The organism is Acinetobacter sp. 742879 (genome assembly GCF_000588535.1).
GTDB lineage: Bacteria > Pseudomonadota > Gammaproteobacteria > Pseudomonadales > Moraxellaceae > Acinetobacter > Acinetobacter pittii.
The window spans coordinates 35,674-49,733 of sequence record NZ_JFYC01000012.1 but is presented as its reverse complement, the minus strand read 5'-3'; the positions used below and the strand labels follow the sequence as shown (position 1 = coordinate 49,733).

Annotated in this window: 13 protein-coding genes; 5 read left to right on the top strand and 8 right to left on the bottom strand. The window is 40.3% G+C overall.

The features are described from left to right. Positions 1–13: 13 nt before the first annotated feature. Together J690_RS18045 and J690_RS18040 are read left to right on the top strand one after the other, a co-directional pair. A complete protein-coding gene (locus J690_RS18045) occupies positions 14–820 on the top strand; it encodes an SDR family NAD(P)-dependent oxidoreductase (RefSeq protein ID WP_005064503.1) in 807 nt (268 codons plus the stop codon). Positions 821–873: 53 nt separating this feature from the next. Next, on the top strand, positions 874–1,308 hold the full coding sequence (locus J690_RS18040; protein ID WP_032037325.1) for a nuclear transport factor 2 family protein: 435 nt from the start codon (positions 874–876) through the stop codon (positions 1,306–1,308). Here the strand turns inward: J690_RS18040 and J690_RS18035 are convergent. The 8 genes from J690_RS18035 to sdsA form a co-directional block, all read right to left on the bottom strand. Next, positions 1,305–1,739, bottom strand: coding sequence for a YbjQ family protein (locus J690_RS18035; protein WP_032037324.1), 435 nt, complete (start codon positions 1,737–1,739; stop codon positions 1,305–1,307). The two genes, J690_RS18040 and J690_RS18035, sit on opposite strands and share 4 nt — an antisense overlap. A 7-nt stretch (positions 1,740–1,746) precedes the next feature. Continuing rightward, complete coding sequence (locus J690_RS18030) at positions 1,747–2,097, bottom strand: YbjQ family protein (RefSeq protein ID WP_000927245.1); 351 nt, start codon at positions 2,095–2,097, stop codon at positions 1,747–1,749. 108 nt (positions 2,098–2,205) lie between these two features. After that, complete coding sequence (adeK, locus tag J690_RS18025; protein WP_002116015.1) at positions 2,206–3,657, bottom strand: multidrug efflux RND transporter outer membrane channel subunit AdeK; 1,452 nt, start codon at positions 3,655–3,657, stop codon at positions 2,206–2,208. Continuing rightward, on the bottom strand, positions 3,657–6,833 hold the full coding sequence (gene adeJ, locus J690_RS18020) for a multidrug efflux RND transporter permease subunit AdeJ (protein ID WP_032037323.1): 3,177 nt from the start codon (positions 6,831–6,833) through the stop codon (positions 3,657–3,659). The genes adeK and adeJ overlap by 1 nt, the downstream gene beginning before the upstream one ends. Positions 6,834–6,845: 12 nt before the next feature. Continuing rightward, positions 6,846–8,093 (bottom strand): multidrug efflux RND transporter periplasmic adaptor subunit AdeI, encoded by a 1,248-nt coding sequence (gene adeI / locus J690_RS18015; protein ID WP_032037321.1) that lies wholly within the window; start codon positions 8,091–8,093, stop codon positions 6,846–6,848. 24 nt (positions 8,094–8,117) lie between these two features. Continuing rightward, complete coding sequence (locus J690_RS18010; RefSeq protein WP_005064516.1) at positions 8,118–8,744, bottom strand: phosphatase PAP2 family protein; 627 nt, start codon at positions 8,742–8,744, stop codon at positions 8,118–8,120. 183 nt (positions 8,745–8,927) lie between these two features. After that, a complete protein-coding gene (locus J690_RS18005) occupies positions 8,928–10,988 on the bottom strand; it encodes a site-specific recombinase (protein WP_014207492.1) in 2,061 nt (686 codons plus the stop codon). 14 nt (positions 10,989–11,002) lie between these two features. Next, a complete protein-coding gene (gene sdsA / locus J690_RS18000) occupies positions 11,003–11,980 on the bottom strand; it encodes an All-trans-nonaprenyl-diphosphate synthase (protein ID WP_002116233.1) in 978 nt (325 codons plus the stop codon). 441 nt (positions 11,981–12,421) lie between these two features. Between sdsA and rplU the strand changes: the two genes are divergently transcribed. The 3 genes from rplU (at position 12,422) to lolA (ending at position 13,949) form a co-directional block, all read left to right on the top strand. After that, positions 12,422–12,733: a 50S ribosomal protein L21 gene (gene rplU, locus J690_RS17995; protein ID WP_000271409.1), complete on the top strand. Its 312-nt coding sequence runs from the start codon at positions 12,422–12,424 to the stop codon at positions 12,731–12,733. An 18-nt stretch (positions 12,734–12,751) separates the two neighbouring features. Further along, complete coding sequence (gene rpmA, locus J690_RS17990) at positions 12,752–13,009, top strand: 50S ribosomal protein L27 (RefSeq protein ID WP_002116037.1); 258 nt, start codon at positions 12,752–12,754, stop codon at positions 13,007–13,009. A gap of 244 nt (positions 13,010–13,253) precedes the next feature. After that, positions 13,254–13,949: an outer membrane lipoprotein periplasmic chaperone LolA gene (lolA, locus tag J690_RS17985; RefSeq protein WP_004789378.1), complete on the top strand. Its 696-nt coding sequence runs from the start codon at positions 13,254–13,256 to the stop codon at positions 13,947–13,949. The last annotated feature ends 111 nt before the right edge of the window (positions 13,950–14,060 follow it).

The following is a 14,060-nucleotide window of genomic DNA, read 5'->3' as shown; positions in this document are numbered from 1 at the left end:
ATAGGAACATCACATGGCCAAACTTGATACTTTGCAAAATAAAGTGGTATGGATTACGGGCGCATCTTCTGGTTTGGGTAAGGCCTTAGCAGGAGAGCTCGCTTTACAAGGCGCAAAGCTGATTTTGACCTCGCGTCGTTTTGAAGAATTAGAAGAGGTTCGGGTTGGTTTATTAAATCCCGACCATCATTTGTCTGTGGTCGCAGATATTACTGATGAAAAGCAGGTTCAAGAGGCTTATAAGCAGATTTTAAAGGCGAAAGGTCGTATTGACTGGCTCATCAATAATGCGGGTTTAAGCCAACGTGCTTTAATTAAAGACACGACCATGGCAACTGAACGCGCCATTATGGAAGTCGATTATTTCTCACAAGTCGCGCTCACCAAAACCGTATTACCGACCATGCTAAAACAAAAGTCTGGCCGAGTTGTATTTGTGTCGAGTGTAGCGGGTTTATTAGGTACACAGTATCGTGCAAGTTACTCGGCTGCTAAAGCAGCGATTCACATGTGGGCAAATAGTTTACGTGCTGAGGTCTCAGATCAAGGTGTCGAAGTTTCAGTTATTTTCCCTGGTTTCGTAAAAACCAATGTTTCTTTCAATGCACTCAATGGTGCAGGGGAACCTCAAGGCCATCAAGATGAAGCAATTGAAAATGGTTTAGAAGCAGATGTTTTTGCAGAGCAAGCTGTAAAAGCGTTAGTACAGGGGCAAGAATATATTGTTGTGGGTGGGGCCAAAGAAAAACTAGGTGTGATGGTTTCTCGGATGTCACCAAAACTTCTTTATAAAATGATTCGGAAAACAAAAGTAAAATAAAAAAGTGATTTCGCCGTGCTAAATTGGTGAAAAACCCGCATAGAAGGTTCACCATGGATCAGGATTATCACCATATTTTAGAAGTCGTCACGCGTTTTCAATTGGTCTTTGATCAGAAAAATTGGGATGCTTTTGATGAGTTGTTGGCAGATCAACTTGAGGTGGACTATTTCCAATTTAGAGGAGAGCCTTTATGTGTCGTATCTTGTCATGAATATAAAGGTTCTCGGCAGCAAGCCTTATCCCATTTGCGACTACAGCACAATTTGAGCAATCCTCTGGTTCGAATTGAACAAGATCAAGCTTGGTTAGAATGTAATTATCAAATTTATCGTTTTTCAGAAAATGATTATTTTCATTCTTTTGGTCGTTATTATTTTACGTTGGCGAAACAACAAGACCGTTGGAAAATTACCCGAATTTGCCAACACTTAACTAAAAATATTGGCAATCCGCGCATTCATTTTTCTGAGGTTGGGCAGTATTAATCTTTAACTGCTGTTCCATAAGCAAAAACTTCGACCATTCCGCCTTGCATACCAAGTTCGGTTGTACTCAGCCGAACTCCCATAATATGAGTAGCTCCTGCGGTATGGGCTTGTTGTTTTAAACGTACAATTGCCTCTCGGCGAGCACGTTCAACAATACTTTCATAACTGGTCAGTCTTCCGCCCAAAACATTTTTTATAGATGCCAATACATATTTAAAGTAATCATGAGAAATCACAACATTACTGCTAATAAAGTGGCCTAGCTGATCGCTTGTTGCAAAGCGATTGGTATCAATTCTGATATGGGCAAATTGTTGCTCTTTTTCTAGAAGTTCATTCAAATGTTTTCGTTCAATATGGCGGCCAAAAGCCCAACCAATGCTGAAAAGAATGAGAAAAATAACAAGCTGAAAAATAAGATTGTCCATTTTCTACCTATGCATTAAATGGATCGGGTAGATGAGGTGCTTGAGGCTGCACAACCACTGCTGTGCCATACACAAATAACTCAGAAGCACCTTGTGCAATATTGGAAGTTGAAAAGCGAATACCCACAATTGCATTCGCACCAAGCTGTTGGGCTTTTACAATCATACGCTGCATGGCTTCTTGGCGAGATTCTTCTAATAATTCGGTATAACCCGTCAGTTCGCCACCCACGATATTTTTTAAACTTGCCATCAAGTCACGGCCAACATGTTTACTACGAACAGTACTTCCGTAAACAACATCCAGCTGCTTTAAAATTTGGTGGCCTGGAACACTTTCTAAATTACTCAATAACATTGTTTTTTATCAATCTAAATTCTTAAGGTTTCAAGATAAAAAATATTCAGATGAGTTGCAATAAAAAAGCCCACCGAAGTGAGCTTTTGTGAATAAGTTATTTAAAACTTATTGCTTTTTAAGTTCAGCACTAGATGGTTGATTAACCACTGTATCTGAGGTATTTGCTTTTAAACCACCACCTAGAGTTTTGTATAACTCGATTTGGTTGTTTAAGTTTGCTTGTTGAAGCAATAACAAACCTTGTTCTGCTGAATAAGATGAGCGCTGTGCATCAAGAACCGTCAAGTAACTATCAATACCGGCACGGAAGCGGGCATTTGAAAGTGTGTAGTTGCGGTTAGTTGCTTCTACTAGACGTTGTTGAGCTGTTAAACGCTCACCAATGTTGGCACGAGTTGCAAGCGCGTCATTAACTTCGCGGAACGCAGACTGAACTGATTTTTCATAATCAGACAATGCAATTTTCTGATCAGTTTCAGAAATTTTCACATTCGCACGACGAGTGCCCCAGTCAAAGATTGGTAAGTCTAAGCTTGGTCCAATTGACCATACAAAACCACCAGACTTAAATAGATCACTTAAGTCAGTTGATGCATAACCTGCAGAACCCGTTAAGCTAATGGTTGGGAATAAACGTGCTTTTGCAGCACCGATATTCGCACCGGCAGCGCTTAAGTTATATTCAGCAGCTTTTACATCTGGACGGTTGTTAAGCAAGTCGCTTGGTAAACCCGCTGTAAATACATTTTGTTGAGTAATGCGTTTTACAGGTTGGGTTGGCAACAAGTTTTGTGGAACTGATTGGCCAACTAACAAGTTCAACAAGTTTTGCGCTTGAGCAATCTGTGTTTTGTAGTTCGCTACATCATTACGCGCAGTTTCTACAGAAATCTGTGCCTGACGTAGTGGAACTTCACTGTCGATGCCCACATCAAAACGTTTTTTGTTGAGATTATAAGAATCTTGCTGTGCTTTAAGTGTTTGCTCTGCAAGTCTTAAGTTGGCAGTTGCGAAAGAATAGTTCAACCATGCTTGAGCCACTTGACTGATTAGACTGATTTGAGTCGAATCACGTGCGCTTTGCGTTGAAAGATAACTATCTAATGCAGCATCTTTTAAGCTACGTACGCGGCCCCAAAAATCAAGCTCATAGGCAGTTACACCCAGACCTACTTGATAAGTAGAGTAGGGGTTATTCGGATCACGGCTTTGAGAAACCTGACGAATTGCACTACCACTTGCTCCGATTGTTGGAAGCTGATTGTTCTGTGTAATTCGATATTGCTGTTGAGCACGTTCGATATTGAGCGTTGCTGTACGTAAGTCGCGGTTGTTGGCAAGTGCCAAATCAATCACTCCGAGCAAACGAGGGTCAGCAAAGAACTGTTTGTAACCCTGTTCAGCAATAGACGTACCAGAAGCGCTATATGCATAGCTTTGTGGAATATCGGTTTTCACGACTGGTTCTGGGCCGCGCATGCTTTGACAAGCTGCCAAAGCAAGCGCAAGTGCAGATACCGCAATGCTACGACCTGAAATAGACCATACGTTTTGCATCACGATTTATGCTCCTGAGTGTTTATGGTTTTTGGTTTGTACTTAAAGATACTACGAATCCACACATAGAATACAGGGATAAAGAAGATACCTAAGAACGTTGCACTGAGTACGCCACCGAGTACACCGTAACCAACAGAGTGCTGACTTCCTGCACCTGCACCTGTTGAAAGGGCAAGCGGAAGTACACCGAAACCGAAGGCAAGGGTAGTCATGATGATTGGACGTAAACGCATTTTTGCAGCATGTAAAGTTGCTTCAATCAGGTCTTCACCTTTTTCCTGCAGCTCTTTTGCGAACTCAACAATCAAGATCGCATTTTTTGCAGAAAGACCGATTACCGCGATCATCGCTACCTGGAAGTAAATGTTATTTGAGAGATTTGGATCTCCTTTAATAATCATACCCAAGTAAGTTAATACGATTGCACCAATAATACCGAGTGGTACCACAAGTAAAACCGAGAACGGAATAGACCAGCTTTCATACAATGCAGCCAAGCAAAGGAAAACGATTAACAATGAAAGTGCATATAAGAATGGAGCTTGAGCACCAGACTCACGTTCTTCAAGTGATAAACCTGTCCATTCATAGTCGAAACCTTGTAAGCCCATAGATGGTAACTTATCAATAATTTCTTCCATTGCTTTCATCGAGTCACCAGAGCTCACGCCAGGTGCAGGTGTACCTTGAATGTTAACCGATGACACGCCGTTATAACGTTCAAGACGTGGAGAACCATATGTCCATTCGCCAGTAGCAAATGCAGAGAACGGTACCATTTCGCCTTTGTTATTACGTACATACCACTTGTTTAAGTCTTCAGGCATCATACGGCTACCCGCATCACCTTGAACATAAACTTTTTTCACACGGCCACGGTCAACGAAGTCGTTAATGTATGAGCCACCCCATGCAATACGCATCGTATTGTTAATTTCGGCAATACTCACACCCATGGCACCAGCTTGAGCTTGGTCTACATTAATTTGATACTGAGGTGTATCTTCTTGACCATTAGGGCGAACACCCACAAGACGTTTATCTTGTGCAGCCAAACCTAAGATCGTATTACGTGCAGCAATAAGTTTCTCATGGCCTTGACCACTTGAATCTTTAAGTTGCAAGTTGAATCCGGCTGTTACACCTAATTCAGGCATTGCTGGAAGCTGTAAAGGCATGATGTAAGATGCGTCTTTAACGATCATATTCAATGCCATACCACGCTGAATCAATGCGCCAATTTGAGTTTCTGGTGAAGTACGTTCACTCCAGTCTTTCAATTTAACGAAGCCAATACCAGCATTTTGACCAACACCTGTGAATGAGAAGCCCGAAACGGTGAAAATCGATTCCACAGTATCTTTTTCATTCATGAAGAAGTTTGTCATGGTGTCAATCACTTTACCTGTACGGTCAAGCGTTGCATTTGGCGGTAATTGAACAAGCGTCATTACCACACCCTGATCTTCTTCTGGTAAGAATGAAGATGGGAGTTTTTGGAACAAGAACACTAATAAAGCAATAACTACAGCGTAAAGCACGCCAGAGAAGATTTTGCCCTTAAGCATGCGGTTAACACCATTTTGGTAGCTATGCGACATGCGGTCAAAACCATTGTTAAAGCCTCTAAAGAAACGAGCAAAAATATTATTGCTTGGTGCTTTGTTAGGATCATGCTGTTTTAAAATGGTTGCACAAAGTGCCGGTGTAAATGTTAACGCTACAATTAACGATAGAACCATTGCTGTTACAAGGGTAATCGAGAACTGACGGTAAATTACACCAGTTGTACCACCAAAGAATGCCATTGGTACGAATACCGCTGTTAATACGCTTGTAATACCAATTAACGCGCCAGAAATCTGTTGCATTGATCGTGAGGTCGCCGTGACCGGATCGGTATGCTCTTCACTCATAACCCGTTCGACGTTTTCGACCACAACGATGGCGTCATCGACCAGAAGACCAATTGCCAATACCATGGCGAACATGGTTAAGGTGTTAATTGAGAAGCCAAAGATATTAATAACAGCGAATGTACCTAACACAACAACAGGTACAGCAAGTGTTGGAATAATCGTTGCACGCCAGTTCTGTAAGAACAAGAACATGACAATGAATACCAAAACTACCGCTTCAATTAATGTGTGTACAACACTTTCAATTGAAAGACGAATAAATGGAGTCGTGTCATAAGCTAGTTTATCTGCAAGACCTGTTGGATAGTTCTTACGTAATTCAGATAAACGATGTTCAACAGCTTCTGCGGTATCAAGTGCGTTGGCACCAGTTGCAATTTTAATTGCAAGACCACCAGCAGGTTTACCGTTAAACTTCGAGTCAAACTGATAGTTATCAGAGCCTAACTCTACACGTGCAACATCTTTTAAACGAACCTCAGCACCAGATGCTGTGTTCTTTAAGAAGATATTTTTAAACTGTTCAGGTGTTTGCAGCAAACTTTGTGCATTCACTGTTGCGTTAAGCACTTGACCTTGTACAGCTGGTGCACCACCTAATTGACCTACTGCTACTTGTGAGTTTTGCGCTTGTAAAGCTGTCGCAATATCACTAGGTGTAAGCTGGTAACTGGTTAACTTAGCTGGATCAAGCCAAATACGCATTGCGTATGAACCACCAAAGACTTGTACCTCACCCACACCAGCAACACGGCTAAGCGGTTCTTTAATAGACGAGTTTACGTAGTCTTTAATGTCTGAATCAGAAAGGCTGTTATCTGGTGAGTAGAATGCAATAACTTGCAAGAAGCTTGCACCAGATTTAGTTACTGTTACACCTTGACGCTGTACATCTTCAGGTAAAAGCGCAGTTGCAGATTGCAATTTGTTTTGAACCTGAACCTGTGCAATATCTGGATCAATACCTTGTTCAAAGTTTAATTGAATAGAGGCCTGACCGTTACCAGCACTGTTAGATGAAATGTAGCGTAAACCATCTAGACCATTCATTTGTTGTTCAATGATCTGGGTTACAGTGTTTTCAACAGTCTCAGCAGATGCACCAGGATAAGTTGCAGCAATTGTAACTGTCGGTGGTGCAATCGTCGGATACTGTGCAATAGGCATTTTTGTTAGCGTAAGAATACCTGCCAACATAATGACTAATGCAATCACCCACGCAAAAATGGGGCGATGAATAAAAAATTGTGCCATTCAATCTACCCCTTATGCATTAGATGCTTTCTGTTCTGCTTGAGGTTTACCTGATTGAGCCGGTTTTGTCGCATTTGGAGCTGCACCTTGTGGATTCGCTGGTTGAGCTTGGTAAGGTTTTGCTGAAACTTCTTGCCCTTCTTTAACTTTGGCAACACCGTCAACAATCACTTTATCACCAGCTTTAAGACCGTTAGTCACAATCCAGTTTTGTCCTTGAACACCAGAGGTTTCAACAGGACGACTCTCAACAGCACCTTTGGTATTAACAAGCATTGCTACAGCTTGACCTGTAGGTAAACGTGTAATTGCAGCTTGAGGAATCAGGTAAGCATTAGGAACTACACCTTGAACAATCTGTGCAGTGGTATACATGCCTGGAAGTAACAGATGATTCGGGTTTGAGAATACGGCACGTAAAGTAATCGTTCCTGTATCCTGATTTACAGAAGCATCAGAGAAAGCAAGTTGTCCTTCGATTGGGTAAGTTGAACCATCTTCGAGCTTCAATTTCACTTTCGTGTTGTTACTATTGTTTAAACTGCCTTTGCTAAGTTGTTGACGTAAACGTAATAACTCGGCACTAGACTGGTTAATGTCAACATAGATCGGATCTAACTGTTGAATCGTCACTAAAGGTTCAGTTTGGTTAGCAGTGACTAAAGCACCTGCTGTTACAGAAGAACGTCCAGACTGACCAGAAATTGGTGAGCGAATTGTAGAGTAGCCAAGATCAACATTTGCATTCGTTACTTGAGCTTTTGCAGCAGAAACTTGTGCTTCGGCAACATTAACCTGACCAAGTAAGTCGTCATATTCTTGTTTAGATACAGCGTTACTTGAAACAAGTTGCTTATAACGGTTTAACTTAGTACGTAGTGAAGCTAGATTTGCCTGTTGTTGTAAAAGGGTAGCTTTTGCATTTTCAAGCGTTGCACGGTTAGTTCGAGAATCCAGTTCATATAGAGCCTGTCCTTCACGAACGTAACTTCCTTCAGCAAACAAGCGTTTTAAAATCACGCCACTTGTTTGAGGGCGAACTTCAGAAATTTGATATGCTGAAGTACGGCCGGAGAGTTCAACGCTTTGTTCAACACTTTGTGGTTGAGCAACAATAACACCTACTTCTGCAGGCGGCATTTTCTGAGCAGCAGCAGCTTGCTGTTTCTCATCGGAGCCTTTGCTACAACCAACAAGTGCGATACTTGTTGCTAATGCGCAAGCAGTAAGGGCAGGAGCCCAAAGCTTAGCCGACATCATTGTTCCACCTCGTTTAGATAAAATCTAAAAATATATTTGTTTTCTACTTAACCTACTTTGTGTTTGTAATAACCAGAGCCAAAGCAGTGCAATCCAAATAAAACCTATGCCCCAACCGGCGAGTACATCTGTTGGAAAATGAACTCCAGCATATATTCTTGAAAGCCCCATGCAGATAAACCAAAGACAGGAAATCAAAATGATATAAGGAGAGTTAGTGTTGGGCTTATGGCATAACATTATCATTGCCATACAAGCCAGTGTTGATGCATAAACACTATGTGCACTTGGGAACGATGCACCATAACTTTCGACAATATGATATACCTGTGGGGGTCTTGGACGGTCAACACACCACTTGAGCAGCCAACCCGTGATGATACTGCCAAGAACACCCACGCTAATGAAAATAACAGTAATATATTTTTTATACCATGCTTGATATATACACACCAATAAGGATAAAAAACATACAAAAGGCATACCACCTACACGTGCTAGAAAGGTCGTAATAGAGTTAAGATAATCTGATCGATTTTCACTCAATATTTGAACGGTGAGAAGATCCAAAGATTGAAGTCTTGGTACAAAAAGACCAAGAACACCTAATCCTAAAAAAATACAACCAATAAAAAGCAATAAATAGGGCATGTATATACCTTTGCTTGTTCAAGCAGTGTCTACTACTGAAAGCCGTTAAAAGTGTACTTGCCAGTACACTTTTTTTCAAGCCTGATAGATCATCGTAAATTCATTTTGAAAATTTTTTAACATTTGGAAAAACAATCACAACAAAATTGACGAAAATCATATTTTGTGTACAAAGCAAAATTTTTAGTGGTCTGCTTTTTTTCCGTTATTTGTTGAAGTGTTTTCTTCAAGTTCTAATGGTTGTTTTGGTGGCCAGAAAAAATCGCTTGGACGAGTTAAAAAATGAGTCATGACCAATTTGGCTAAAGGTTTCCATTGTTCAAAGCGGACTCGACGCGCTCGTAATGCCACAATAATTGTTAAGGTGAAACTCACAAATAAGTTGGTGAGACCAATACATAACACACCGAGAAAGGAAACGATAATCAGTCCGATATCTGGGCTGCCGTTAATAGTCATTAAACCCTGAATAAAGTTAGCGGATGCAAAGGCAATATGGCGGATATCTAAAGGTAGACCTAGGATAAAGCCTATGGTTCCCATACTTCCTAACATAATACCGAATAAGAAGTTACCGGCTAATGCACCTAAATTACGTTCAATATATTCAGCAAAACGGTTAAGGCGATCTTGCCCAAACCAGCTAGCTAAACGGCGATGTGCTCTTAGACGCGGGCCGACTTTTCGATAAACAGCCATGTTGTCAAAGTATCCTGCAATGAGACCTGACAAAAACAGACATACTCCAGCAATTGCCGCATGTGGAACTGCTAGTGAAGTAAAGGGGTTTAAGCTGTGTAGAAGATATGTTGCTTTAGTATGGGTTAATAACGGTTCATCAAGGTAAAACTGCCAAGCAAAAGTAATGAGTGCAGCAGTAGGAATCGCAATTGAAATATTGCCTAAAATAGCAATAAATTGCGTTCGGATAATATTAATAATAAGCGCCGCTAACTCTGCAATTTGAGCCGTTTTAGAGCCTTTACGTTGCTGCACTGTTGCAGCAAGAGCCGCCGCCGTCATAGCGGGTTGCTTGGTCGCAACTGTAAAATGCAGAACATGAATCAGAATGAAACCTAGGGAATAATTCATACTGAAAGTAAACGCTTGCATGAGCGGGGCCATTGTCATTCTTGCAGCAAGAATTTTTAAAGATGCCATAAAGGCAATAATGACACCTGCACCAGCGGCAGCTTTATACATTCCCCAAAAGCCTTTGGTATCCGTACTTACGTAATGTTCACCTGTACGGCTGGCATTTTCTGTAACTTGAAAGGCAATGAGTTCACTAGTCGTACTGAGTAATGAGCGAACACTTTTTTCGCTGTAATGTGCCTTGGTTAAATCGGAAATCAGATGTCCTAAAGAAACATATTTTCCTTTAGTGTTATCTACGACCAGATAAAGTAATAACTCAATTCGATCAAGACATTGCTCAAGTAATGACAGCAAATAAGTCAAACTTAAGCTGACACCAATTCTTTTGGTCGCACGGCGAATCTTTAAAACCACATCTCGGCATTGTTCCAACATAACAAATGCTTGTGATGCATCGGGCGGGGAAATAACTGCAATTTCATGTTCAGAAATTTCTTGTTTTTTATACTTTTCAATAAACTCAATAATTTCACGGTTCTGAACTAAAAACGGTGACTCATATTCTGTTAATTCTGGCTGAGCGTTAATAAATTCGGGATAAAGACCAATTCCACTAATTCGATAAGATAGGACTGTAATGGCTTTAATCATTTCACTTTGAATGACTAACTTCTCATCGACATTACTTTGGCTTTGCCCAATAAGACTAAATAAATTTGCCCAATCTTCATCATCAATATTATTGAGCCAAATTTTGTCACTTTCTAAATAGAAAATTTTACCAATTAATATTTTGAGTTGGCTTGAGTCTTCAATTAGCGGTAAAAAATGTGCTCCGAGTCTTTGCCCAAGCTGGTTCCAGAAACCATCTAAAGACAAAATTCCACTATCAGCATATAAACTAACTTGCTTATAGCGATTAATTAAACGTAATAAAAAAGTTTGTAGTAAGAAGGGCGCTGTAGGTGTGCGCAAAAGACTTTCAATAAAAGCCTGTATTTTTTTCTTAATTTCATCCGTATCTTGTGGGTTGGATGGTCGGATGACATTGACGAGTTCAATCAGTAGATTTTCATCAATGACAGCTCGAGGATCCTCAAGCTGTTTCTCTATTTTTAAAAAAAGATCTGAAAAATTTATATGCATAGGCAAAATAATATCTATTGTATTCGATGTAACGCAAGCTGAGTTAAGTTAATCAAAGCCTGACGATACGGTGTATCGGGTAGGTTTGATAAAGCTTGCAGTGCTGCTTCTGTTTCTTCTTGGGCACGTTGGTTGCAATAATCTAAAGCACCAGACTTCTGTACAATTTCGATGACCTGAGATAGTTGGTCTACTCCACCGGTTGCGATACTGCGACGAATAATCGCATGCTCTTCACCTGTTGAGCGCGCTAATGCAGAAATTAACGGTAAAGTTGGCTTACCTTCCATTAAATCATCACCAATATTTTTACCTAATGTTTCAGCATCAGAGGTGTAGTCTAAAATATCATCAATAATTTGGAATGCATTACCAAAATGACCGGCAAACAATCTTAATGGCTCACGATACGCTTCTTGCCCCGCCAAAATAGCAGCACCTTCTGTAGCCAGCTCAAATAGGCGAGACGTTTTACCATGAATAATTTTTAAATAAGTTTCTTCAGTTGTATCTGGTTGATGCTGTGATTGAAGTTGTAATACTTCACCTTCAGCAATTTCACATGTCCCTGTTGAAAAGTCTTTCAATAAAGTCATGTTGTTTAAATCGACCAGTAAATCGAAAGCACGAGCAATCAGGAAGTCACCGACTAAAACAGCTGTCTGATTGTTCCACGTTGCATTTGCTGTAGGGCGACCACGACGAAGCCCAGATTCATCTACCACATCATCATGGACTAGTGTCGCGGTATGTAACATTTCAATGATTGCAGCTAAACGCTGTGCATTTGCCATGTTATCTAAACCACAAGCACGTGCTGCAAGTAAACACATGATTGGACGCATACGCTTTCCGCCAGCTTCAACGACATGTTTGCTGACAGACATGACTAAACCGACTTTTGAGCTAATTCCTTCATTAATCAAGTGATCCATCGCAGCGAAGTCTGAAGCAACAGGCGCAAGAATGTCTTGCTTGAAATCGATGACCATATGAAGAAAAACCCCGTATTGGTAGATAAGTGGCGTTAGTGTATCAATTAAAGATGTGTTGCATAGCTTAACAAGTGGCTGATATTAATCATTTCTATTGTTTTTAAGCGTTTTTTGTTCTTTATTTAAGCAAAATACGATGTTTTCGGCAAAACAATAAATTTAATGACATCAGCATTAATACAACTTGTTCTTGACGCAATTTGTGTTTGGAACTGTATTTTAATTTTCATTCAGAATCAATGAAAACTGCTAAATTCCAGTCCAAGCTGTTTGATTTTGTAAGAATAGGGGATCATGCTTTACTGATAGATAGAAAATACTTGTCGTTTGATCAAATTTCACTTAAAATCTGTCGCCTTGTATAACCCCAGTGGCGATCGTTTTAAGATCGATATATCCCTTTATCGACACGACGACACGGGCTGATTGGAGTACATTATGTACGCAGTAATCCAAAGCGGTGGTAAACAGCACCGTGTAGTTGAGGGCGAAACCCTTAAAGTTGAATTATTGAAAGCTGAATCTGGTGCGACTATTACATTTGATGATGTATTAATGGTTGTAAACGGTGACAACATTCAAATCGGTGCTCCAGTTGTAGCTGGCGCTAAAGTAACTGCAGAAGTGATTGGTCATGGTCGTCACGACAAAATCCGCATCATCAAAATGCGTCGTCGTAAACACTACCGTAAACAACAAGGTCACCGTCAATGGTTCACTGAGTTGAAAATTACTGGTATTTCAGGCTAATCACGAGGAGTAAGAGACATGGCAACTAAAAAAGCCGGTGGATCGACGAAGAACGGTCGTGATTCAAACCCAAAAATGTTAGGTGTTAAAGTTTACGGCGGTCAAGCTGTAACTGCTGGTAACATCATCGTTCGTCAACGTGGTACAGAGTTCCACGCTGGTGCAAATGTTGGTATGGGCCGTGACCATACTTTATTTGCTACTGCTGACGGCGTAGTAAAATTCGAAGTGAAAGGTCAATTTGGCCGTCGCTACGTAAAAGTTGAAACTGTATAAGTTTTAGCTCGAAAAAAGCCCACATTTTGTGGGCTTTTTTTATGGCATTTATTTTTATTCATCTTCATCATGATGAATGAAATTCTACAAACAACATGAATAACATAACAAAATATCTTATTTTCTCAATGATTAGCACAGAGTTTGTCGGTTAATATGAGTCTTGAATTAAGAGCTTACTCAACTTCATAACTTTACTTTGAAAGAGAGTAAGTTGTCTTACAGCAACTAAAAAGGTGATGACATGAATATGCTTCGTAAAACTATGTGTGCTATTACACTTAGCGCGTCAGTGCTTGCTCCTGTAATGAGTACTACAGTGTTTGCTGCGCCTGTAGCAGCACCGGAGCAACAGGCAATTGGGAACCTGGTTAATCAGTTATCAGGTTTACAGCGTTTGACTGCCGACTTTGAACAAACAACTAAAGCCAATACAAAAACTGTGGCACAGAAAAAGAGTTTAAGTGCACAGCATATGAACCAGACATTTAAAGGCTCAATGAAAGTTGAGCGTCCGGGGAAATTTTATTGGGAAACAGTAAGTCCTGCTAAACAAACTATTGTAACGAGCGGAAAAACAGTTTGGATCTATGATCCAGATTTACAACAAGCGGTCCGCCAAAGCTTAGATGATCAGGTTGCAGATACACCAGCATTATTACTCTCTGGTAACACCAACCAAATCATGAAGTCTTATCGTGTAACACAACCCGATAAATCTAAACTTTATTTCACATTATTCCCTAAAAAAGAAGATGGGGCATTCCAAAGCTTAACAATTAGCTTCGGAGCAAATAAAGCGCCTACACTTATGGTATTACAAGACTCATTAGGTCAAACCACCTATGTACGCTTTAAGAACGTTAAAGTAAATGCTTCAATTCCGGCATCAGTCTTTAACTTTACGCCGCCAAAAGGTACAGATGTTATTGACCAATAATTAAAGCCTCTTCAAAAAAGCTACTTTAACGGTAGCTTTTTTTTATATAAGAGAAACAGATACATTTTTTAACCCCGTCTTATTCTTACGCTTTGTATAGTGTTAGAGGTA